This window comes from Methyloversatilis discipulorum, from assembly GCF_000527135.1.
In the GTDB taxonomy this organism is placed as follows: Bacteria; Pseudomonadota; Gammaproteobacteria; order Burkholderiales; family Rhodocyclaceae; genus Methyloversatilis; species Methyloversatilis discipulorum.
This window is the reverse complement of the sequence record NZ_AZUP01000001.1, coordinates 1,220,284-1,241,547: the sequence shown is the minus strand read 5'-3', so window position 1 is coordinate 1,241,547 and position 21,264 is coordinate 1,220,284. Positions and strand designations below refer to the sequence as shown.

At 68.1% G+C, this 21,264-nt stretch carries 18 protein-coding genes; 5 read left to right on the top strand and 13 right to left on the bottom strand.

Annotated features, from left to right (window positions below; genetic code table 11):
- Positions 1 to 517: 517 nt before the first annotated feature.
- The 5 genes from katG to METFAM1_RS0105635 form a co-directional block, all read right to left on the bottom strand.
- The gene (gene katG, locus METFAM1_RS0105655) at positions 518 to 2,692 is read right to left on the bottom strand and encodes a catalase/peroxidase HPI (protein WP_024300498.1); all 2,175 of its coding nucleotides are present in this window, start codon (positions 2,690 to 2,692) and stop codon (positions 518 to 520) included.
- 570 nt (positions 2,693 to 3,262) lie between these two features.
- Positions 3,263 to 3,835: an amino acid kinase family protein gene (locus METFAM1_RS0105650; RefSeq protein ID WP_019918629.1), complete on the bottom strand. Its 573-nt coding sequence runs from the start codon at positions 3,833 to 3,835 to the stop codon at positions 3,263 to 3,265.
- Positions 3,832 to 4,014: a hypothetical protein gene (locus METFAM1_RS0105645; RefSeq protein WP_019918628.1), complete on the bottom strand. Its 183-nt coding sequence runs from the start codon at positions 4,012 to 4,014 to the stop codon at positions 3,832 to 3,834. The genes METFAM1_RS0105650 and METFAM1_RS0105645 overlap by 4 nt, the downstream gene beginning before the upstream one ends.
- Positions 4,011 to 5,054: a hydantoinase/oxoprolinase family protein gene (locus METFAM1_RS0105640; protein WP_019918627.1), complete on the bottom strand. Its 1,044-nt coding sequence runs from the start codon at positions 5,052 to 5,054 to the stop codon at positions 4,011 to 4,013. The genes METFAM1_RS0105645 and METFAM1_RS0105640 overlap by 4 nt, the downstream gene beginning before the upstream one ends.
- A complete protein-coding gene (locus tag METFAM1_RS0105635) occupies positions 5,038 to 6,033 on the bottom strand; it encodes an ATP-grasp domain-containing protein (protein WP_019918626.1) in 996 nt (331 codons plus the stop codon). The genes METFAM1_RS0105640 and METFAM1_RS0105635 overlap by 17 nt, the downstream gene beginning before the upstream one ends.
- A 12-nt stretch (positions 6,034 to 6,045) precedes the next feature.
- Here METFAM1_RS0105635 and METFAM1_RS0105630 point away from each other — a divergent pair, with 12 nt between their 5' ends.
- Positions 6,046 to 6,729, top strand: coding sequence for a HisA/HisF-related TIM barrel protein (locus METFAM1_RS0105630; RefSeq protein ID WP_019918625.1), 684 nt, complete (start codon positions 6,046 to 6,048; stop codon positions 6,727 to 6,729).
- Positions 6,730 to 7,060: 331 nt separating this feature from the next.
- Positions 7,061 to 8,410: a sensor domain-containing diguanylate cyclase gene (locus METFAM1_RS0105625; protein ID WP_232419656.1), complete on the top strand. Its 1,350-nt coding sequence runs from the start codon at positions 7,061 to 7,063 to the stop codon at positions 8,408 to 8,410.
- Here METFAM1_RS0105625 and METFAM1_RS0105620 read toward each other — a convergent pair.
- Positions 8,383 to 9,222 (bottom strand): M90 family metallopeptidase, encoded by an 840-nt coding sequence (locus METFAM1_RS0105620; RefSeq protein ID WP_019918623.1) that lies wholly within the window; start codon positions 9,220 to 9,222, stop codon positions 8,383 to 8,385. The genes METFAM1_RS0105625 and METFAM1_RS0105620 overlap by 28 nt on opposite strands.
- A 312-nt stretch (positions 9,223 to 9,534) precedes the next feature.
- Between METFAM1_RS0105620 and METFAM1_RS0105615 the strand changes: the two genes are divergently transcribed.
- Positions 9,535 to 10,017: a transcriptional regulator gene (locus METFAM1_RS0105615; protein ID WP_232419655.1), complete on the top strand. Its 483-nt coding sequence runs from the start codon at positions 9,535 to 9,537 to the stop codon at positions 10,015 to 10,017.
- Here METFAM1_RS0105615 and METFAM1_RS0105610 read toward each other — a convergent pair.
- From METFAM1_RS0105610 to METFAM1_RS0105585, 6 genes are all read right to left on the bottom strand, one after another.
- Complete coding sequence (locus METFAM1_RS0105610; protein WP_019918621.1) at positions 10,007 to 10,975, bottom strand: 2-hydroxyacid dehydrogenase; 969 nt, start codon at positions 10,973 to 10,975, stop codon at positions 10,007 to 10,009. The two genes, METFAM1_RS0105615 and METFAM1_RS0105610, sit on opposite strands and share 11 nt — an antisense overlap.
- 117 nt (positions 10,976 to 11,092) lie before the next feature.
- Entirely contained in the window at positions 11,093 to 11,830 is a 738-nt protein-coding gene (locus METFAM1_RS0105605; protein ID WP_019918620.1) for an SDR family oxidoreductase, read from the bottom strand.
- Positions 11,831 to 11,841: 11 nt separating this feature from the next.
- Positions 11,842 to 13,353: an efflux transporter outer membrane subunit gene (locus METFAM1_RS0105600; RefSeq protein ID WP_019918619.1), complete on the bottom strand. Its 1,512-nt coding sequence runs from the start codon at positions 13,351 to 13,353 to the stop codon at positions 11,842 to 11,844.
- A 13-nt stretch (positions 13,354 to 13,366) separates the two neighbouring features.
- Positions 13,367 to 16,549: an efflux RND transporter permease subunit gene (locus METFAM1_RS0105595; RefSeq protein ID WP_019918618.1), complete on the bottom strand. Its 3,183-nt coding sequence runs from the start codon at positions 16,547 to 16,549 to the stop codon at positions 13,367 to 13,369.
- A 4-nt stretch (positions 16,550 to 16,553) separates the two neighbouring features.
- The gene (locus tag METFAM1_RS0105590) at positions 16,554 to 17,762 is read right to left on the bottom strand and encodes an efflux RND transporter periplasmic adaptor subunit (RefSeq protein WP_019918617.1); all 1,209 of its coding nucleotides are present in this window, start codon (positions 17,760 to 17,762) and stop codon (positions 16,554 to 16,556) included.
- Between the two features lie 53 nt (positions 17,763 to 17,815).
- Complete coding sequence (locus METFAM1_RS0105585) at positions 17,816 to 18,661, bottom strand: alpha/beta hydrolase (protein ID WP_024300496.1); 846 nt, start codon at positions 18,659 to 18,661, stop codon at positions 17,816 to 17,818.
- 166 nt (positions 18,662 to 18,827) lie between these two features.
- Between METFAM1_RS0105585 and METFAM1_RS0105580 the strand changes: the two genes are divergently transcribed.
- A complete protein-coding gene (locus METFAM1_RS0105580; protein ID WP_019918615.1) occupies positions 18,828 to 19,826 on the top strand; it encodes a LysR family transcriptional regulator in 999 nt (332 codons plus the stop codon).
- 175 nt (positions 19,827 to 20,001) lie between these two features.
- On the opposite strand, the gene METFAM1_RS0105575 is transcribed toward METFAM1_RS0105580, so the two are convergent.
- Positions 20,002 to 20,403 (bottom strand): DUF2784 domain-containing protein, encoded by a 402-nt coding sequence (locus METFAM1_RS0105575; RefSeq protein ID WP_019918614.1) that lies wholly within the window; start codon positions 20,401 to 20,403, stop codon positions 20,002 to 20,004.
- 155 nt (positions 20,404 to 20,558) lie between these two features.
- Here METFAM1_RS0105575 and METFAM1_RS0105570 point away from each other — a divergent pair, with 155 nt between their 5' ends.
- Positions 20,559 to 21,260 (top strand): haloacid dehalogenase type II, encoded by a 702-nt coding sequence (locus METFAM1_RS0105570; protein WP_019918613.1) that lies wholly within the window; start codon positions 20,559 to 20,561, stop codon positions 21,258 to 21,260.
- Positions 21,261 to 21,264 lie beyond the last annotated feature (4 nt).

Sequence of the window (21,264 nt, the reverse complement as noted above, 5' to 3'; positions counted from 1 at the left end):
CAGCGATCAGGGAGCGTTTCTTGTGAGAGCGGCCTTAGCCGCGATGCGGCCGTCGCTGTCCGCAGGCTTCGATGCTGGCCGCTGTCGGGGTCAGAAGACCCCTCCCAAAGAAACCCCGCTCCGGCCGCAGGTCGGGCGCGATAACTGTGGGAGCGGCCTTGGCCGCGATGCGGCCGTCGCTGTTCGCAGGCTTCGATGCAGGTCGCTGTCGGGGTCAGAAGACCCCTCCCACAGAAGCCCGGCTCCGGCCGCAGGTCGGGCGTGATCCTTGTGGGAGCGGCCTTGGCCGCGATGCGGCCGTCGCTGTCCGCAGGCTTCGATGCAGGTCGCTGTCGGGGTCAGAAGACCCCTCCCACAGAAGCCCGGCACTGGCTCAGCCCGCGAATCGGGCACCCCTTGTGTGAGCGGCCTTGGCCGCGACAGGGCGGTGGCAGGCCACCAGCTTCGATGCTGATCAAGAAAAAAGGCCCGCCCCGCGGATGCGGAGGCGGGCCTTTTTCATGCCGGCCGGACGACTTCAGACGAGGTCGTAGCGGTCGGCGTTCATCACCTTGGTCCAGGCGGCGACGAAGTCGCGGACGAACTTCTCCCTGTTGTCGTCCTGCGCATAGACCTCGGCGTAGGCGCGCAGGATGGAGTTCGAACCGAACACCAGATCGAGGCGGGTGGCCGTCCATTTCACCTGACCGCTCTTGCGGTCGACGATCTCGTAAAGATTGCTGCCGGCCGGCTTCCAGCGGTAGCTCATGTCGGTCAGATTGACGAAGAAGTCGTTCGTCAGCGTGCCGACGCGGTCGGTGAATACGCCGTGCGGGCTGCCGCCGTGATTGGCGCCCAGCACGCGCAGACCGCCGATCAGTGCGGTCATTTCCGGGGCGGTGAGGCCCATGAGCTGGGTGCGGTCGAGCAGCAGTTCTTCCGGCTTCACCACGTAGTCGCGCGGTTGCCAGTTGCGGTAGCCATCGGCGGCCGGCTCCAGCACTTCGAAGGATTCGACGTCGGTCTGCGCCTGCGTGGCGTCGCCGCGGCCCGGCGCGAAGGGCACGTCGACCTTGATGCCGGCCGCCTTGATCGCCAGTTCGACACCGACGTTGCCGGCCAGCACGATGACGTCGGCGACGCTGGCGCCGGTGTCGGAGGCGATGCGTTCGTACACCGGCAGTACCCGGGCCAGGCGGGCCGGTTCATTGGCTTCCCAGTCCTTCTGCGGCGCGAGGCGGATGCGGGCGCCGTTGGCACCGCCGCGGAAATCGGAGCCGCGGAAGGTGCGCGCGCTGTCCCAGGCGGTGGCGACCATGTCGCCGATGCTCAGGCCGGCGGCGGCGATCCTCGCCTTCACTGCGGCCACGTCGTAGTCGGTGCGACCGGCGGGCACCGGGTCCTGCCAGATCAGGTCTTCGGACGGCACCTGCGGGCCGATGTAGCGCGCCTTCGGCCCCATGTCGCGGTGGGTGAGCTTGAACCAGGCGCGGGCGAACACTTCGCTGAAGTAGGCCGGGTCGGCGTGGAAGCGCTCGGAAATCTTCCGGTAGGCCGGGTCCATCTTCATCGCCATGTCGGCGTCGGTCATGATGGGGTTGTGACGCACCGTGGGGTTCTCGGCGTCGACCGGCTTGTCCTCTTCGCGGATGCCCACCGGCTCCCACTGCCAGGCGCCGGCCGGGCTCTTCTTCAGTTCCCACTCATAGCCGAGCAACAACTTGAAGTAGCCGTCGTCCCACTTGGTCGGGTTCGTGGTCCAGGCGCCTTCGAGGCCGCTGGTGACCGCCTGGTTGCCGACGCCGCGCGTACTGTGGTTCATCCAGCCGAAACCCTGTTCCTCGATCGGCGCGCCTTCGGGTGCGGGGCCGAGCAGCGCCGCGTCACCGTTGCCGTGCGCCTTGCCGACCGTGTGGCCACCGGCGGTCAGCGCCACGGTTTCCTCGTCGTCCATCGCCATGCGGGCGAAGGTGACGCGCACGTCGTGGGCGGTCTTCAACGGGTCGGGTTGGCCGTCCACGCCTTCCGGGTTCACGTAGATCAGGCCCATCATCACCGCGGCCAGCGGGTTGTCGAGGTCACGCTCGCCCGAATAGCGGCTGTGCGGGTTGTCCGACTTGGCCAGCCATTCCTTTTCCGAGCCCCAGTAGATGTCCTTTTCCGGGTGCCAGATGTCCTCGCGACCGAAGGCGAAGCCATAGGTCTTGAGGCCCATCGACTCGTAGGCCACGGTGCCTGCATACAGAATGAGGTCGGCCCAGGACAGCTTGTTGCCGTACTTCTTCTTGATCGGCCACAGCAGGCGGCGGGCCTTGTCGAGGTTGCCGTTGTCAGGCCAGGAATTGAGCGGAGCGAAGCGCTGGTTGCCGGTGCCGCCGCCGCCGCGGCCATCGGCGGTGCGATAGGTGCCGGCCGCGTGCCAGGCCATGCGTATCATCAGGCCGCCGTAGTGACCCCAGTCGGCCGGCCACCAGTCCTGGCTGTCGGTCATCAGCGCGGTCACGTCCTTGCGCAGCGCGTCGAAATCGAGCTTCTTCACCTCTTCCCGGTAGTTGAAGCCTTCGCCCATCGGATTGGTCTTGCGGTCGTGCTGGTGCAGGATGTCCAGGTTCAGCGCCTCGGGCCACCACTCCATCACGTTGATGCTGCCGGTGGTCGCACCGCCATGCATCACCGGGCATTTGCCGATCGCATTGGGATCTCTCGTGTTCATATCGCTCTCCTCGTGTTTCGGGACGCCGGCGCAGTGCTTCCCGCCGGGGTCAGGTAAGCGCCCGGAACAACTTGTCGCGGGCAGTTCGTGGTGCCACCAAGGTGCGGGGGGAGCAATGCCCCGCCTTCAGCTCTTCATGCTCTGTTTTTCCGGGTGCCCGACCGTCATGTCGTGTCGATCGTGCAGAACGGATTCTGCGTCGCCGACCGCGGTGCCCGGATCGTTATTTTCTTTATATTTAGATCAAGTCTAAAAAATCATCCAAGTTGCAGTGCGACAGGGGGACGAGGACTGAAAGGACGTTCGATTTCGCATCGGCCACCCATGCGGCACGTGCGCGATCGAAATGTTCCCGTGGTCGCTCCCACAAGGGAGGTGCCCGATCCGCAGCCGGCGCCCGGGCAGGGTTCTGTGGGAGGGGGCTTGACCCCGACAGCGGCCTGCGTCGAAGCCGGCGGACCGCAGCAGCCCCGTCGCGGCCAAGGCCGCTCCCACCTGGTCGGGCGCCAGACCCGCGGCCGGAACCACGGTATTGAGAGGGGCCCTTCTGACCCTGACCTTGAGGTCGAACTAGAACGGCGAGTCGGCGTGGGCGAGGCGAACCTCGATGTTCGTCCGGGCCGCGATCTGCGGCAGATGCGGGTCGATGATGCCTTGTGCGGCCAGTGCCGGGAGATCGCCTTCCGGCAGGGCACAGGACTTCACCAGCAGCACGGACGGGCTGCCGATGCGGGCAGCCAGCCAGACGGCGATGCTGTCGGAGGTGACCGTCCAGTCGCGCGGGATGTCGGTACTGAAATCGAGCTGGCGGGAGGGCAGCCACACCGGCGTGCGGCCGGCGGTGCAGTGCCCGGCCAGCGCGTCGATGTCCTCACAGGCGACCAGTGCCGGGAACAGATCGCACAGCATGAGCCCGCACTGGTCCATCGCGCGCAGCGCCATGCGGTGCGCCACGTCATCGGAAAAGCGCCAGTGCGTCTGGGCGTCGCGTACGGCATCGGCATACGGCCCGCCGCCCGGCACGATGACGGCGCTGCCCGCAGCGTCTCCGGCCAGTCGCTCGCACCAGCGTTGCAGTCGTCCGTCACGCGGGTCGGACAGCAGGCTGCCGCCGAGCTTGATTACCAGAGGCGCGCGGGTCACGGCTTGTGGTGGCGGTCGATGCGGCGGTCCAGCACCTGGCCGAGCAGGCGCAGCGCCAGCAGATAGAGGATGGCCAATGCGAGCATCCGCGCACCGCCGCCGGTCAGCGTGTTGAACAGCACGTAAAGCAGGCCGAAGGCGACGACACCGACCAGATGGATGACGGCGGACGGCTTCATCGCCCACCCTCGGCCAGCAGCGCCACGGCGACCGCGGGCGCGCAGGTGGTGGCTTCGTCCGCGCAGTCGGGCGCGAGATCGGCCAGCAGCTCACCCAGCGTGACGGCCGGGCGACCGAGCGCGCGGGCGAGACGGGCGGCGACGAAGCGGCCAGCGCCGGCGCAGACCACCGGTGCGTCGGGTGCGAGTGCGGCGATGCCGGGCAGGGCGCGGCAGGCGTCGATCAGGGCGCCCAGCTGTGCATCGGCGAAAGCCGATGCGAGTGCGCGCCAGTCGTCCATCGAGCCTTCGGCGAGATCGCGACCTATCATGCGCGCCAGCCGGCGGGCGCTGGCTTCGGCCGTCTTGGCGCCGCCGTCGGCCGCCGGATACTGGTCGGCGTGCTCAGGCAGTTCATCGAGTAGGCGCCATACGTCTGCCGTCGTGGCGAAGTACTCGGCCATCAGCCGGTGGCGCCTGCCTTTGAAGTCGATAGCCGGCGCCAGCGCCATCAGCGGTGTGCGCACGACGCCGGCGTAGACCAGCTCGCCGCTGATCAGCCGGTCGGCGTCGGAGCGGCTGGTCGTCGCCACGCCGCCATCGATGACGATGAGGTCGCTGGTGGTGCTGCCGACGTCGGCCAGCAGCGCCTGCGGCAGACGGGTGGCGATCCACGCTCCGGTGGCGAGCCAGTTGGCCGAGGCGATGTCGTCGGCGCGCACGCGCGCGTCATCGACCTCCGCCCAGCCGGCGCGACCGGCGTACAGCGCGATGTCGCCAGCCAGTGCAGAGCGCATGCGCTGCGCGATGCCGGCCACGCCGTCGGCGCGGGCGTCGAACAGGTCGGTCATTTCGCCGGTCATCGTGATCGCGTGACGCGGCGCGGCGCCCAGCGCGGCCAGCGCTTCGGCCACGGCGGCGTCGAGCTTGTCCAGCCCCTGCCACAGCGGGCAGGCCACCTGCACCACGCCGCTCACCCGGCCGCCGTCGATGCGCGCGGCCTTCACGTGAGCGCCGCCGATGTCCCAGCCGATCAGCGCGGCGTCAGACGGTTTCGTCATGGGCTTCAAGGGTCAGGGTGTGCGGACGCGGAGCGTCGGTCGACGGCAGCGTGCCGTCGCGTGCCGCGCTCAGTGTGGCGGCGACCAGATTGAGGCCGGTCGCCGCGCGCAGCGCGCAGGCCGAGGTACTCATGCGCGGATTGATTTCGACCACCACCGGCCCGTCTTCCGTTTCGATGAAATCGACGCCGACCGGCCCGAGCAGGCCGGGCACGGCGGCGGCGATGCGCTGTGCGAGCGCAGCGTGCTGTGGCGTGGCGTCGACGGCGCCGACGGCGAGCGCGGCGAGGCGCACGCGTTCGCCGCCGTGTTCGAGCACTTGCCGGTTCACCGACAGCAGGGCGGCGCGGCCGCGCGCGCACAGCAGGTTCATGCTGCGCGCTTCGCCGTCCAGCCAGGGCTGGGCGATGTGATCCGGCCCGGCGGCGCGCAATGCGCGCGCGGCGGTGGCACGGTCGACCAGGCGCTGAAGGCCGTCGCACCCGGCGCCGTCGTCCGGCTTCACTGCCCACGCGCCGAGAATGTCCGGCAGCGCATCGGCGTCGCTGTAGTGCGGCAGCACGGCGACGCCGGCCTCGGCCAGCACGCGCGCGGTGCGCGATTTCGACGTGGCGACACGGCAACTCGCGGCGTCGCAGCCGAGCAGGCGGCTGCCGCTCGCTTCGACGCGGGCCGCCAGCGTGGCCAGCAGATCGCCGGTTTCCGGCGCGACGATGAGCGCCGCGTCGGCAGCGGCCAGTGCGGCGTCGAAGGCCGTGTCGAACGCGCCGGCCTCGTTGGCCACTGCAATCGAGTCAGGCAGCGGCGCTTCGAGCCGGGCGTCGTGCAGCGTCACCAGTTCGGCGCCGGTGATATCGGCGGCGTCGCGCAGCAGCGCATCGCGCATCAGGCGGCCTTCGCGCGCGAGCGAGCCGGGCAGCGGCTGGCCGGCCAGACCGCCGCCGGTGATAAACTCGAACACGAAAATTCGTTGATTCATATAAGGTTTTCTGTGCCTGAACTGATACCCGTGATCGACCTGATGCAAGGTCGGGTCGTGCACGCGCGCCGTGGCGACCGGCAAGCTTACCAGCCGCTGCGCTCGCGCCTGGTCGAGGGCTGCGCGCCAGCCGACGTGGTCGATGCGCTGGTCGCGGCGACGGCTGCCCGCCATATATATATCGCCGACCTCGACGCCATCCGCCGGCTGGGCCGCGATCACGCGGCGGTGATCGCCGGCCTGGCTGCACGTCACCCGCAGGTCGAGTTCTGGGTGGACGGTGGTTTCGCCGATGCCGATGCCGCGCTGGCGCTGCACCGTGCAACCGGCGCGACGCCCGTGCTGGGCAGCGAGAGCCTGACCGAGCCAGACGCACTGGCGAAACTGTCGGCGGCGGGCGTGCCGGCGCTGCTGTCGCTCGACTATCGCGGCGGCGTGCCGCTCGGCGCCGACTGGGCACACGCGCCGGGATTCTGGCCGGCGCGGGTGATCGCGATGGAACTGGCCCGTGTCGGTTCGGAGGCTGGACCGGAACTGGCACTGATAGACCGCCTGCGCGCGCAGCGCCCGGACGTCGCCGTGATCGCCGCCGGTGGCGTGCGCGACGCGGCTGATCTCGCTGCGCTGGACGCCGCCGGCGTGCCGGCGGTGCTCGTGGCGAGCGCGCTGCACGAAGGCAGACTGGCCGTGTTCTGACCGCGCGTGCTGCAGTGCGAGAGACCCCGCATGTCGGAAGCCACGAATTTTTACTGCGGAATCAATCGCAAGGAGTAGTTTACATTTTGATACGACATGCCCGGTCAGGGGCAGATCGGATCTTGCGTGAATCGGATTCAGGGAATGAATGCCCGCCGGGTGGCGGGCCCGGATCCAGCCGACGGATACGGAATAACGAACTGGCAAGAAAATGCCATACGTATCGACAGACGACAGCCCGGAATTGCTTTCGACGCACGCGGCAGGTCCGCGCGAGCGTCGGCTGGTCAGTCTCGTCGTCATATTTTCGCTGTTGCTTTTCGCAATCAGCGTGCCCTACGCGAAAATGCCGCTGCCGCACCTTCCGGCATTCGTCGCCATATACGACTCCGCGTTGTTCGTCGTCTATCTGGTCACTGCGGTACTGCTCTACGGGCATGGCGTCACGCTGCGCTCGCGCGCCATGTTCCTGCTGGCCGACGGTTTCCTCTATGCCTCGGCGATGATCGCGCCGCATCTGCTGACCTATCCTGATGTGTTCTCGGCGGAAGGATTGCTCGGCGCGAATCAGCAGACCACCGCCTGGATATTCCAGTTCTGGCACATCGGATTTCCACTGTGCGTGATCGGCTATTCATTGATGATGCCGAAAGAATGCAAGGAAGGTTCGGCAATCCGCTCGATATTCGTCAGTGCGGGACGGCACGTTTCATGTACGCTGCTGTTGGCCGTGCTGTCGACAGTGATCGCGATATATGGCACGAATGTGCTGCCGAATATCATGATGGGTACATTCGGATACACCCACAGAATGTTCTGGATCGTATCCGCGATATGGATTCTGAATGGCTGTGCGCTGTACGTGCTGTGGCGCAAGAAGCCCCGCGCCGCGCTCGATCTGTGGCTCATCGTCACCATGGTTGCGTGGTTGCTGGAGGTGGCGCTGGTGGCCGTGTTCAATTCCGGGCGCTACGACCTCGGTTTCTATGTCGGGCGCGTGCATGGACTGCTGGCGGCCAGCATGGTGCTGGTTGCGCTGGTGATCGAGAACGGACGTCTTTATGCCCATCTGGGTCGCGCGCACGAGCGAGTGAGGTTGAAGGCGTCGGAACTGGAACGCCTGAATGCGACCGACGCGCTGACCGGCATCGCCAATCGCCGGGTCTTCGGCGAAACGCTGGGCCGCGAATGGCAGCGCAGTCTGCGCAGCGGCCGGCCGCTGTCGCTGCTGATGCTGGATGTCGATCACTTCAAGCCCTACAACGACACGCACGGTCACCTCGGCGGCGATGACTGCCTGCGCAGCGTGGCGCAGGCGCTGGCGTCCTGTACGCGGCGCGCTTCCGATCTGGTGGCGCGATACGGCGGCGAGGAGTTCGCCATCCTGCTGCCGGACACCGGCGAGTCGGACGCCTCGGCGGTGGCCCAGTCGGCCTGTCGTGCCGTGCTTTCGCTGCGCATTCCGCATGGCGGTTCGACTGCGCACGACTGCGTGACGGTGAGCATCGGGGTCGCCACCTTCGTGCCGCCACCCGCCTTCGTCGGCAAGCTGGCCGGCCAGCCGTCGTCGCTGATCGATGCGGCCGACCATGCGCTGTACGAAGCCAAACAGCAGGGGCGCAACCGTGTCGTCGTGCAGGCGCAGTCAGTGAGCTACCACACCAGCGGATTCACCCGGTAGTAGGACGACAGTTCGGCGTAGGCCTCGGGCAGCGCCGCCGCCAGATGCTGCGGGCGCTCGAAGAAGCTTTCGGTGGCGACGGCGAAAAATTCCGCCGGGCTGTATGCGCCATAGGGATCGAGCACCGGTGGCTCGTGCGCCGCGACCTGCTGGTGCAGCATCGCGTAGGCGGTCCCCATGACCGCCGCCCAGCGCGCGACACGCGCCGCGCCGCGCAATGGCGGGGCACCGTTCGCCTCGCCGTTCTCCTGGTCGAGCTGGTGCGCGAATTCGTGAATGACGACGTTGTGGCCGTCGGTTGCGTCGGCGGCACCGGCCAGCACCGCGTCCCAGGCCAGCACCACCTGGCCACGCGACGACGATTCGCCGAGGTGCACGCGCCGCCAGGCGTGCTGCACGCCGACGGCGTCGGTTTCGGTGCGGGTGACCGCGAAGGCACCTGGATAGACCAGGATTTCGCGCAGCCCGGCGAAGTAGTCGGTCGGTCGGTTCAGTATCAGCAGACAGGCCTGGGCCGCGATCAGCACCCGCACCTCGTCGGTGATCACCATGCCGTCGCAGCCGATGAAACGCTTCTCGGCGACGAACACCTGGATGCGTCGGCGCAACTGCTGCTGCAAGTCGGGCGGCAGAGCGCGCCAGGCCGGCATGTTCTGCTGCAACAGACGGCGCCACTCGGCAGGGAAGGGACGCGCCCGGATGCGGCGTCGGCGCAGCGCGGTACGCAGCGGATCGGCGAACAGCCACAGTGCGGCAGACAGCAGTACCGCGATCAGTGCCGCCAGTGCGAGGGTGGAGGTGAGCGGAGTCATCGTTTGCAGATCGGGGCAGCGGCGGTGGTTTCAAGCCGGGCAGATATCCTGCGTCGGCGCGGTCCGCTTCGATGCGCTGTCGGGGTCGGAAGACCCCTCCCACACAGCCGCTCCGGCACCGGCCAGGGGTCGGGCGTACTCCCTGTGGGAGCGGCCTTGGCCGCGACGGGGCTGTTGCGGGCCGTCGGCGTTGATACAGGCTGGTTTGGGGGTCAGAAGACCCCTCCAGCAGGGAGGTATGGAGACCGGTGCGTACGCGCCTTCTTCCGACCCCGACCGCACGCCGTCGCACACGCTCGACGGCGTGCTACGGTGACTGACCGTCATCGCCCCGGGCTCACCATGCATGCCGACTGGAACGCCTGTCACGTCGCGCAACTCGCCTGTACCGGCGCGCATTTCTCCCACGCCAAGGATTTCGTGTTCCGCAAGTGGTGCGAGCTGGCGGTCGAACGCAATGTGGTGGTGCCCGTCGACCTGTCCGGTTCATGCCGCTACGGCTCGCTGTTCATGAACCGCGTTTTCGGCGGTTCGCTGCGAGGCCACTTCCAGCACCAGTACAACTACATCGATCATCGTGTCGTCGATCTGAGTCACGACGCGGCGGACGTGGGCGCGATGACCCACCCCTATCTGCACGAGCCGGACTACTTCGAACTCGATTCACTGCAGGACTCGCTGGCCGGCTGCCTGCCGCGCGTCGACCGCTGGGTGCTCGAATTCCTGGCTGAGGTTGACGCGCGACAGCAGTGCACGGCCGGTTCGGACCCGGCAGCGGTCGTGCTCAGAGCCTGACCGGCGTCGGCGGCGTGCCGCCGGTCAGCGCGGCGATCAGGTTGTCGGCGGCGAGGTCGGCCATGGCCTTGCGGGTGGCGCCGGTGGCGCTGGCGATGTGCGGCGTCAGCACGATGTTGGGGACTTCGAGCAGGCCCGGATTCAGCTTCGGTTCGCCCTCATACACGTCGAGCGCGGCGGCGCCGATGCGGCCCGCGCGCAGCGCCTCGACCAGCGCCGCATCGTCGACCACGCCGCCGCGCGCGATATTGGTCAGCGTGGCAGTCGGCTTCATCAGCGCCAGTTCGTCGGCGCCGATGGCGTGGTGCACGGCCGGTGAATAGGGCACGACCAGTAACAGATGATCGGCTTCGCGCAGCAGCGTGTTCTTGTCCACCCAGCGTGCGCCGAGCGGGGTTTCGATGGCGGCCGGGAGCGGGCTGCGGTTGTGATAGATCACCTTCATGCCGAAGCCGAAGGCGCCGCGGCGGGCGATGGCCTGGCCGATGCGGCCCATGCCGAAGATGCCCAGCGTCTTGCCATGCACGTCGACGCCATTCATCAGCGTGTAGGTCCAGTGCGTCCACCGGCCGTCGCGCAGGAAGCGCTCGCTTTCGGTGACGCGGCGGGCGGCCGCCATCATCAGCGCGAAGCCGAAGTCGGCGGTCGATTCGGTCAGCACGTCCGGCGTGTTGCTGACGAGGATGCCGCGCGCCGTGCAGGCAGCAACGTCGATATTGTTGTAACCCACCGCCATCGTGCACACCGCACGCAGGCCGGGGCAGGCGTCGAGCAGCGTGGCGTCGATCTTCTCGTTGGCGGTGATGAAGACGCCGGCTTTGCCCTGCAGCCGCGCGATCAGTTCGGGCTGCGTGAGCACTCTGTCTTCCTGGTTGGCGTCGACGTCGAAATGCTGCGACAGACGGTCGATCAGTTCAGGCAGGACATAGCGGGCGACGAGAATGGCAGGACGGCTCAAGACGGGCTCCGTTGATGTGCAGGAGCGCCGAATCTAGCGCGCGGCTCGCCGTCAGGCGAGCCGCAGCGCACAAGTGTTACGCGGCGCGCGGCAGCACAGTTGCCGCGCGCCGGTGGCTTACCAGGGCAGCGCTTCGCCCATGTGGAAGAAACCGCCGCTCGGGCCGTCGGCCGGCAGCGTCGCCAGCTGCACGCTGGTCTTGCCGCCGTCGGCGATGTCCATCGGCGCGTTCGGGCCGCCCATGTCGGTCTTCACCCAGCCCGGGTGAGCCGAGTTCACCTTGATCGGCGTGTCGGCCAGTTCGGCGGCCAGATGCACGGTGTAGGCGTTCAGGGCAGTCTTCGACGCGTTGTAGGCCACTTCCTTGGCCGGCGCGATCGGCGAGTCCGGCGCGCAGTGCGTGCCGAGCGAACCGAGGATGGACGACAGGTTCACGATGCGGCCGGCCGGTGCCTGGCGGATCAGCGGCAGCAGGATCTGCGTCAGTTCGATCACCGCGAAGAAGTTCACGTCGAAGGTGCGGCGCAGGACGTCCTGCGACACCGTGCTGGCGTTCGGCGCGAAGAAATCGCCGAGCGCGATGCCGGCGTTGTTCACCAGGATGTCGAGCCGGCCGTACTGGCTGGCGAAGTGGTCGTACACCGCCTGGAAGGTCGACGGCTTGGTCGCGTCGAAGCCGATGGCCGAGGCGGTGATGCCTTCGTTGCGCAGGGCGGCGACGGCTTCTTCGCCCTTCTCCGGATCGCGCACGCCGATCACCACTTCGATGCCGAGGCGGCCGAGACCGCGCGCGGTTTCGAGGCCGATGCCACGGTTGCCACCGGTGATGAAGGCGACTTTCTGTTGCGTGTTCATGCTCTAGCTCCTCAGGGATTGCGGGCGTGCAGGGGCTGGTCCGGCCCTGCGTCGGAAATGTCTGCGGGCATGCGGCTGTCCCAGCCGCCGCCCAATGCACGGATGAGACCGACCGCGGCGCGCGCGCGTTCGCCTTCGAGCTGCGAGGCGACACGCCGCTGCAGCAGCACGCTGCGGTCGGCATCGATCACGTCGAGCTGGCTGACCGATCCTTCGCGGTACTGGATCTGCGACAGCTCGGCGGCACGCGCGGCGGCGCGTACCGCCTCGTCCTGCGTGCGCGTCTGTTCCGCCAGGATGCGCAGGCCGGCCAGGTTGTCCTCGACTTCGCGGAAGGCGGACAGCACCGTCTGCCGGTAGGCGGCGACTTCTTCGTCGTAGACGGCGCGGGCGCGTTCCAGCCCGGCTTCGCGCGCGCCGCCGTCGAAGATCGGCAGCGTCAGCGCGGTGCCGACCAGCGGCCCGAGCACGAAGCTGCGCGTGCTCCACTGGAACAGATTGCCCAGTTCGGACGACTCGTAGCCGAGCGCGCCGGTCAGGTTCAGACGCGGAAACCAGGCCGCCTGCGCGATGCCGACGCGGGCGTTGGCGGCGGCCATCGCGCGCTCTGCGGCGGCGATGTCGGGCCGTCGTTCGAGCAGAGACGAAGGCAGGCCCGGCGGGATGTCGAGCGTCACCCGTTCGAGCGGCTGCGGCTCGAGCGCGAAGTCCGCCGGCGCGCGGCCGAGCAGCAGTGCCAGCGCGTGTTCGGCGTTGGCGCGGCGGCGTGACACGCCGAAGGATTCGGACTGCGCCGACGCCAGTTCGGTCTTTGCGCGCGCCAGTTCCAGCTCGCTCACGTCGCCTTCGTCGAAGCGGCGCTGCACCAGATGCAGCGCTTCGGTGCGTAGCTGAACGGTGCCGGTGTAGAGCGCCTGTTCGGCGTCCAGCTCGCGGATCAGGAAGTAGGTCTGCGCGACGTCGGCCTGCAGCGCGAGCTGCAGCGAGCGGAACAGCGCCTCGCGCTGCTGCGCGGTGGCGCTGGCTGCATCGATGCCGGCGGCGACGCGGCCGAACAGGTCGACCTCGTAGGCGACGGTGGCCTGCGCGCGCCACAGCGTGAGGGCGCGACCGTCCGCGCTGTCGTCGAGCCCCTGAGCCGCTGGTGACTGCCGTTGCCTGGTCGGGCCGAAACCGGCGCCGACCTGCGGCGACTGCTGCGAGCGGGCATCGCGCACCAGGGCACGCGACTGGGCGAGGCGCGCTGCCGCGGCCTTCAGGTCCTGGTTGGCGTCCATCGCCTGCGCGACCAGCGTGTTCAGGCGACCGTCGCCGAACACCGTCCACCACTCGCCGCGCGCCAGTTCTTCCGACGGCCGGGCCGGCTTCCAGTCCTTGTTGCCGGCCGGCGCTTCCTTGAAGGCCTGCGGCGTATCGACCGCCGGGCGTTCGTAGGTCTGCATGACCGAGCAGCCTGCCAGCACCAGCAGACTTGCGCTCAGCGCGGCAGTGCGGCGCAGGGTATGGAAATCGAATGCGTTCATGTCTTGCTCCGGATCAGTGGGCGACGGCTGCGACATCGGGCAGCGGCGTGTGGCCGGCGTGGGTGAGGCGCTTGCCGGAGATCTTGCGCAGCAGCACGTAGAACACCGGGGTCAGGAAGAGGCCGAAGAAGGTGACGCCCAGCATGCCGGAGAACACCGCCACGCCCATGGCATGGCGCATTTCGGCGCCGGCACCGCTCGACGTGACCAGCGGCACCACGCCCATGATGAAAGCGATGGACGTCATCAGAATCGGGCGCAACCGCAGCCGGCTGGCTTCGATCGCCGCCTCGACGATGCCGCGGCCGCGCAGCTCCAGTTCGCGGGCGAATTCGACGATCAGGATGGCGTTCTTCGCCGACAGCCCGACCAGCACCATCAGACCGATCTGCGTGAAGATGTTGTTGTCGCCGGCGGTGAGCCAGACACCGGTCAGCGCGGCCAGGATGCTCATCGGCACGATGAGGATGACGGCCAGCGGCAGCGTCAGGCTTTCGTACTGCGCGGCGAGCACCAGGAACACCAGCAGCACGCTGATCGGGAACACCCACACCCCGGCGTTGCCGGCGAGGATCTTCTGGTAGATCAGGTCCGTCCACTCGAACTTGACGCCGCGCGGCAGCACTTCGTCGGCGATGCGCTCGGCCGCGGCCTGCGCCTGGTCGGACGAATAGCCGGGCGCCGGGCCGCCGTTGATGTCGGCCGAGGTGTAGCCGTTGTAGCGCACCACCATTTCCGGGCCGAAGCTCTGCTTCACCTTGACCAGCGAGGACAGCGGCACCATGTCGCCATTTGCGTTGCGCGTTTTCAGCGCCAGGATGTCGGCGGCTTCGGCGCGGAAGGGCGCGTCGGCCTGGGCACGCACCTGATAGACGCGGCCGAAGCGGTTGAAGTCATTCACGTAGAGCGAGCCGAGGTAGATCTGCATGGTGTCGAACACGTCGGTGATCGGCACGCCGAGCTGCTTGGCCTTCACGCGGTCGAGATCGACGTCGAGCTGCGGCACGTTGATCTGGTAGCTGGAGAAGGTCGGGCCGAGTTCAGGCGCCTTGGCGGCGGCGGCGATGAAGGCTTCCTTGGCCGCTTCCAGTTCGGCGTAGCCGAGCGCACCGCGGTCCTGCAGCTGCAGCTTGAAGCCGCCCAGCGTGCCCAGACCCATCACCGGCGGCGGCGGGAACACCGCGATGTAGGCGTCCTTGATGTCGGCGAACTTGGCGTTCAGCGATGCCGCGATCGCACCGGCCGAAAGCTCCGGGCTCTTGCGCTCGTCGAAAGGCTTCAGCGTCGCGAACACGATGCCGGCGCTGGAGCTGTTGGTGAAGCCGTTGATCGACAACCCCGGGAAGGCGACCGCGTTCTCGACGCCCGGCTGGGCCAGCGCGATCTCACCCATGCGGCGGATCACGTCTTCCGTGCGGTCGATGGACGCGCCGGCCGGCAGCTGGGTGAAGCTGATCAGGTACTGCTTGTCCTGCGCCGGCACGAAGCCGCCGGGCACCAGATAGGACAGGCCGACCGTCGCACCGAGCAGCACGGCATAGACGCCCATGGCCGCGCCCTTGCGCTGGATCATGCCGCTGACGCCGCGCCCGTAGCTGTCCGAACTGCGGTTGAAGAAAAGGTTGAAGCGTGCAAAGAAGCCGCCGAACACGGCGTTCATCGCCCGCGTCAGCGCGTCCGGCTTGGCGTCGTGACCCTTCAGCAGCATGGCCGCCAGTGCCGGCGACAGCGTGAGCGAGTTGAAAGCGGAGATCACCGTCGAGATGGCGATGGTCATCGCGAACTGCTTGTAGAACTGGCCGGTCAGGCCGGTCATGAAAGCCAGCGGCACGAACACGGCGACCAGGGTCAGCGCGATGGCGATGATGGGGCCGCTCACTTCCTGCATTGCGCGATAGGTTGCCTCACGCGCCGACAGGCCTTCGGCGATGTTGCGCTCGACGTTCTCGACCACCACGATGGCGTCATCGACCACAATGCCGATCGCCAGCACCATGCCGAACAGCGACAGCGCGTTGATCGAGTAGCCGAAGCCCAGCATCAGCGAGAAGGTGCCGACGATGGACACCGGCACCGCCAGCAGCGGGATGATGGAGGCGCGCCAGGTCTGCAGGAACACGATGACCACCAGCACCACCAGCGCGATCGCTTCGAGCAGCGTCACGATGACTGCCTTGATCGACGCGCGCACGAACTGCGTCGGGTCATAGACGATGCGGTATTCGACCGAGGGCGGGAAATCCTTGGAGAGCTCGGCCATGGTTTCGCGCACCGCGGCCGACACGTCGAGCGCGTTGGCGCCCGGCGCCTGGCGGATGGGCAGTGCCACCGCCGGCTTGTTGTCGAGCAGCGAGCGCAGGCCGTATTCGGAGGCCGCCAGTTCGACCCGCGCGACGTCGGCCAGGCGCGTGATGCTGCCGTCGGGCGAGGACTTCAGAATGATGTCCGAGAACTCCTCGACCGTCTGCAGCCGGCCCTGCGCGTTGACGGAGAGCTGCAACGGCACGTCGGCCGCGTTCGGCGATGCGCCGATGACGCCGGCCGCGACCTGCACGTTCTGTTCGCGGATCGCGCGCACCACGTCGCTGGCGGTCATGTTGCGCTGGGCCACCTTCTGCGGGTCCAGCCACACGCGCATCGCGTAGTTGCCGGAGCCGAACAGACCCACTTCGCCGACGCCCTTGATGCGCGCCAGACGGTCCTTCACGTTGATGACGGCGTAGTTGCGCAGATAGGTGGTGTCGTAGCGGTTGTCGGGCGAAATCAGGTGCACCACCATGGTCAGCGTGGGCGAGCTCTTGAGCGTGGTCACGCCGAGTCGCTGCACGTCCTCCGGCAGCCGCGGCATCGCCTGCGACACGCGGTTCTGCACCAGTTGCTGCGCCTTGTCGGGGTCCATGCCGAGATTGAAGTAGACGGTCAGCGTCAGGTTGCCGTCGCTGTTCGCCTGCGACTGCATGTACAGCATGTCCTCGACGCCGTTGATCGCCTCTTCCAGCGGCGAGGCCACGGTTTCGGCGATCACCTTTGGGTTGGCGCCCGGGAACTGGGCGCGCACGACGACCGACGGCGGCACCACTTCCGGGTACTCGGAAATCGGCAGCTGGAACAGCGACAGGGCGCCGGCGAGCAGGATGAGCACCGACAGCACGCCGGCGAAGATGGGCCGGTCGATGAAGAATCTGGAAATATTCATCGGATCAGGCCTTTACGTTCGCGCTGCGACGGGCCGGCTGCACCGGCCCATCGACCAGGCTTTCGCGGTTCATCGGCACGCTCTTCGGTGCCACGGTGTCGCCCGGGCGGGTGCGCTGCAGGCCGCTGACGACGATGCGTTCGCCGGCGTTCAGGCCGTTCTCGATGATGCGCAGGCCGCTCTGGCGGGCGCCGAGCCGCACTTCGCGGTAGGCGGTGCGGTTGCTTTCGTCGACCACCAGCACGAAGCGCTTGTCCTGGTCGGTGCCGATGGCGCGTTCGTCGATCAGCACCGCTTCGCGCGGGGCGCCACCGCCGAGGCGGATGCGCGCATAGAGGCCGGGCAGCAGCAGGCCGTCGGCGTTGTCGAACACGGCGCGCACGCGGATGGTGCCGGACGAGGTGTCGAGCCGGTTGTCGACCGAGGCGACGGTGCCGCGGCGCGAGTGGCCCTCTTCGTCGGCCAGGCCGAGGAAGACCGGCACCGGCTCGCCGCCGGCGGCGCGGGCCGGATTCACGTATTTCAGGAAGCTCTGTTCGTCGACGTCGAAGGCGGCGTAGATCTTGTCCATCGACACCAGCGTGGTCAGCGGCGTGGTGCCGGCGCCGGCGGCGACGATATTGCCGACGGTCACTTCGGCACGCGAAATGCGGCCGGACACCGGTGCGGTGATGCGTGTGTATTCGAGGTTGAGTTTCGCCGCGGTCAGCGCGGCCTGCGCCGCCTGCACCTGGGCGGCGGCTTCGCGCGCGGCGTTCTGCTTCTCGTCGAGGTCGCGCTTCGCGATCGCGTTGTCGGCTGCCAGCCTCTGGCCGCGCGCCAGTTCGGTCGCGGTGTAGCCGGCGCGCGTTTCGGCGGCGGCCAGCTGCGCCTGCGCGCGCTCGACTTCGGCGGCATAGGGGCGCGGGTCGATGGTAAACAGGACGTCGCCCTTCTTCACGCGCGCGCCGTCGCGGAAATGCACGGCGGTCAGCGTGCCCGACACCAGCGGGCGGATTTCGACGCGGTCCACCGCCTCCAACCGGCCTGAGTAATCCTGCCAGTCGATGATGGTCTGGCGGCTGACTTCGGCCACCTCGACCGGGGTGGCGGCCGGCGCCGCAGCTGCGGCGGGCGGCGTGTCGGCCTGTGCGCGCAGCACGGCGAAACCGCCGGTGGCGATCAGTGCGGTAATGACGAGGGCGAGGGCGGTGCGCGTATGCGGGATGGACATGGCGGCTTCCTTGCTGGAGGGTTGGATGGAGTGAAGGGGTATCGGGTCGGTGTTCAGACGGCGTGCTGTGCGTCGTTGTGACCGGCCTGCGTGCGGCCGAGCCGGCAGCGCAGGAACTGGACGACGCCGTCGAGCAGTGGCGGATGGGCGAGCAAGGCGGCATGCGTGATGCCGGCGAAACGCTCGACCTGGGTGTGCACGCCGGCGGCGATCAGCGCCGCGGCATATTTCTCGGCTTCGCAATGCAGCAGGTCGCGCCCGGCGGTGGCGATGTAGGCTGCCGGCAGACCGGCCTGGCGGCACGATTCCAGCGGCGCGGCGTAGGGGTGCAGGCGTTGCGACAGCTGCGGCAGGTACTGGCGGTAGCAGTCGGCACAGTCTTCGGCGCTGAGGTCGGACTGCAGCCGCGCGGCGTCGCCGGTGCGCGTCATGCTCGGGTCCAGCATCGGCCCGATCAGCACCTGCACCGCGATGTGCACGTCCTGCCGGTCGCGCGCGATCAGCGCCAGGCTGGCGGCGAGGTTGCCGCCGGCGTCGTCGCCGGCGACCGCGATGCGCTGTGCGTCGGCGCCCAGCGTGGCCGCGTTGTCGGCGGCCCACAGCGTCGCCGCGTAGGCGTCCTCGGGCGCGGCCGGAAACGGGTGTGCCGGCGCCAGCGCGTAATCGACCGACACCACGACCGCGGGCAGCGTCGCCGCGATATGGCGCGCCGGCACGTCGGCGTCGTCCAGCGATCCGCCGACGAAGCCGCCGCCGTGCAGGTAGATCACCAGCGGCAGCAAGGTGTCCGAACGCGGCTGGTAGATGCGCAGCGGCAGGCGGCCGTGCGGGCCGGCGATGTCGATGTTGCGCACGTGCGGTGCAGCGGTGCCGTGCGCGTCGGGGTACAGCAGATTCATGCGGTCAGTCCTGCCGGTCATGCCGGGGTCAAGGTGTGACCGGATTCTGTATGTTGGCGCGCTATGGATAAACTGGTCTATTCTGGTAACACTGTTTGTTGAGCGCGAATAATCGGACGGAGGTCCGGTGCGCGCTTGCTTGCCCACCCTTGTCCGGAGTTGCGCCATGGATCGTTTCCAGGCCATGCAGGTGTTCACCCGCGTCGTCGATTCGAACAGCTTCACACGCGCCGCCGACAGCCTCGGCCTGCCGCGTGCCACCGTCACGACCGCGGTGCAGAACCTCGAAAACCTGCTGCAGGTGCGGCTGCTCAACCGCACGACGCGGCGCATCAGCCTGACGCCGGACGGCGCGGCCTATTACGAGCGCTGTGCGCGCATCCTGGCCGACGTCGAGGAGGCCGAAGCGTCCTTCCGCGAGGTCGCGCGCGGGCCCAAGGGCCGTCTGCGCATCGACGTGCCGGCGCCGGTCGGGCGGCTGGTGCTGATTCCGCGCATGTGCGAGTTCCACAGCCGCTACCCGGACATCGAACTGGCCATCGGCATGGGCGATCGTCCGGTCGATCTGGTGCGTGAGAGCGTCGATTGCGTCATCCGCATCGGCGAACTGCAGGACTCGACACTGGTCGCGCGACGCATCGGCACGATGGAAACCGTCACCTGCGCGTCGCCCGACTACATCGAGCGCCACGGCGCGCCGCTCGCGCTGGACGACCTGCAGCAGCACCGTGCCGTGCACTACTTTTCCAGCCGCACCGGTCGCATCTACGACCTCGATTTCGTGGTCGATGGTGAGGTGACCGAGGTGAAAGTGCCGGGCAAGGTGTCGGTGAACGACGGCGACGCCTATGTCGCCTGCGGGCTGCAGGGATTCGGCCTGATCCAGCCGCCGCGCTTCATGGTGCAGGCCCATCTGCAGTCGGGCGCCTTGCGCGAAGTGCTGCCGCAGTGGCGGCCGTCACCGATGCCGATTTCGGTGGTCTATCTGCAGAACCGTCACCTGTCGCCCAAGGTGCGCGCCTTCGTCGACTGGGCGGCCGAACTGTTCGGGCGCTGCCCGATACTGGGCGGCTGCGACCAGGCCTGCAGCAAGGCGGAGCCGAAGGACGGCGACATGCGGCAGGCGATTCTGGGCCTGCAGGCGGTGGAGGCGGGTGCCTACTGAGCGATGCGCGGCCATCGACGGTCGCGGCTTCGGTGCAGGCTGCTGTCGGGGTCGGAAGACCCCTCTCACAGAATCCCGGCTTCACCCTTCGATCGAGCGCAATCCTTGTGGGAGCGGCCTTGGCCGCGACGCTGCGGATGCATGCCGCAGGCCTCGTGCCGCGGTGCCCGGATGTTCATCTGCCTCGCCGCGGCGGGAAGTACCACCATGCCGCCAGCACCCCCAGCGCGAACAGTGAATAGGCGAGCGTGAACACCCAGGACGGCGCTTCGTAGTAGAGCAGGCGCTGCACCCAGTGCTCGATGAAACTGGCACGGTAGGTCGCTTCCCCGGCCTGCCGACGCAGCCAGATTTCGAGCGTGGTCAGCGGACAGGTCTGACCCAGCCAGGCCTGCGCCACGACGATGCCGATGGCGGCCAAATGGGCCAGCCGGAAGGACAGCGCGTTGACCCAGCGCCAGCGCAGCCGGTTACCCACGATCACCAGCAGCAGTCCGCCGACGACGAACAGCACGACGGCGAAGTGCAGCAGCAGCACGGCATCGGCGAGCAGCGGGTAGGCGGGCGGGAAAGTCATCCGGAATCCTGTTCCAGAAGGGTGGGCGGTCTTGCGATCACCAGTCTCGCAGAACTTCACCGCTTGAACATCGATGGCCGTGCGTTCCGCCCGGACATGGCGCTCCGCCATTGCGCGCGGATAATCGTGCCGCGTGACAACGGAGCGGAGGTCTCATGAAGGACGTGAAGGCGGTGGTGTTCGACGTGTTTGGCACGCTGGTGGACTGGCGCACCTCGATCGCGCGCGAATTGCAGGCTGTGTTCGGCGATCGCGCCGATGCTTTTGCGCTGGCCGATGCGTGGCGGGCCGAGTACCAGCCGGCGATGGAGGAAGTGCGCGCCGGGCGCATTCCGTTCTGCAAGCTGGACCGGCTGCATCGGCGCAACCTCGACATCGTGCTCGCCCGCGCTGGGCTGGACGACTGCGACGAGGCGACGCGCGTCGCGCTGAACCTGGCCTGGCACCGCCTCGATGCCTGGCCTGACGTGGCGGAGGGGCTGCAGAGGCTGCGTCGTGATTACCGGATCGCGCCATGTTCGAACGGACATATCGCGCTGATGGTGGATCTGGCGCGGCGCAATGGCTTCATCTGGGACGCGGTGCTGGGTGCCGAAGTGGCGCGCGACTACAAGCCGCGGCCGGTGGTGTATCTGGCGGCGGCCGACGCTTTCGATCTGGCACCGGCGCAGACGCTGATGGTGGCGGCGCATTCGTCCGATCTGGCAGCCGCGTCTGCAGCCGGTCTGCGTACCGCCTTTCTGGCGCGGCCGGACGAGTTCGGCGCCGGGCGGGGCGAGTCAGCGGCGGCGGTTCCGGTCGACCTTGCTGTCGCCAGCGTGCCTGAACTGGCGCAGGCTCTGGCCGCACTGCGCTGAGCTT

What these genes read in the sequence shown, in the direction of transcription:
- katG (WP_024300498.1), bottom strand. Translation starts at nt 2,692, where the DNA reads ATGAACACGAGAGATCCCAATGCGATCGGCAAATGCCCGGTGATGCAT.
- METFAM1_RS0105645 (WP_019918628.1), bottom strand. Translation starts at nt 4,014, where the DNA reads ATGAAGCCGTCCGCCGTCATCCATCTGGTCGGTGTCGTCGCCTTCGGC.
- METFAM1_RS0105640 (WP_019918627.1), bottom strand. Translation starts at nt 5,054, where the DNA reads ATGACGAAACCGTCTGACGCCGCGCTGATCGGCTGGGACATCGGCGGC.
- METFAM1_RS0105635 (WP_019918626.1), bottom strand. Translation starts at nt 6,033, where the DNA reads ATGAATCAACGAATTTTCGTGTTCGAGTTTATCACCGGCGGCGGTCTG.
- METFAM1_RS0105620 (WP_019918623.1), bottom strand. Translation starts at nt 9,222, where the DNA reads ATGACTCCGCTCACCTCCACCCTCGCACTGGCGGCACTGATCGCGGTA.
- METFAM1_RS0105605 (WP_019918620.1), bottom strand. Translation starts at nt 11,830, where the DNA reads ATGAACACGCAACAGAAAGTCGCCTTCATCACCGGTGGCAACCGTGGC.
- METFAM1_RS0105600 (WP_019918619.1), bottom strand. Translation starts at nt 13,353, where the DNA reads ATGAACGCATTCGATTTCCATACCCTGCGCCGCACTGCCGCGCTGAGC.
- METFAM1_RS0105595 (WP_019918618.1), bottom strand. Translation starts at nt 16,549, where the DNA reads ATGAATATTTCCAGATTCTTCATCGACCGGCCCATCTTCGCCGGCGTG.
- METFAM1_RS0105590 (WP_019918617.1), bottom strand. Translation starts at nt 17,762, where the DNA reads ATGTCCATCCCGCATACGCGCACCGCCCTCGCCCTCGTCATTACCGCA.
- METFAM1_RS0105585 (WP_024300496.1), bottom strand. Translation starts at nt 18,661, where the DNA reads ATGAATCTGCTGTACCCCGACGCGCACGGCACCGCTGCACCGCACGTG.
- METFAM1_RS0105580 (WP_019918615.1), top strand. Translation starts at nt 18,828, where the DNA reads ATGGATCGTTTCCAGGCCATGCAGGTGTTCACCCGCGTCGTCGATTCG.
- METFAM1_RS0105575 (WP_019918614.1), bottom strand. Translation starts at nt 20,403, where the DNA reads ATGACTTTCCCGCCCGCCTACCCGCTGCTCGCCGATGCCGTGCTGCTG.
- METFAM1_RS0105570 (WP_019918613.1), top strand. Translation starts at nt 20,559, where the DNA reads ATGAAGGACGTGAAGGCGGTGGTGTTCGACGTGTTTGGCACGCTGGTG.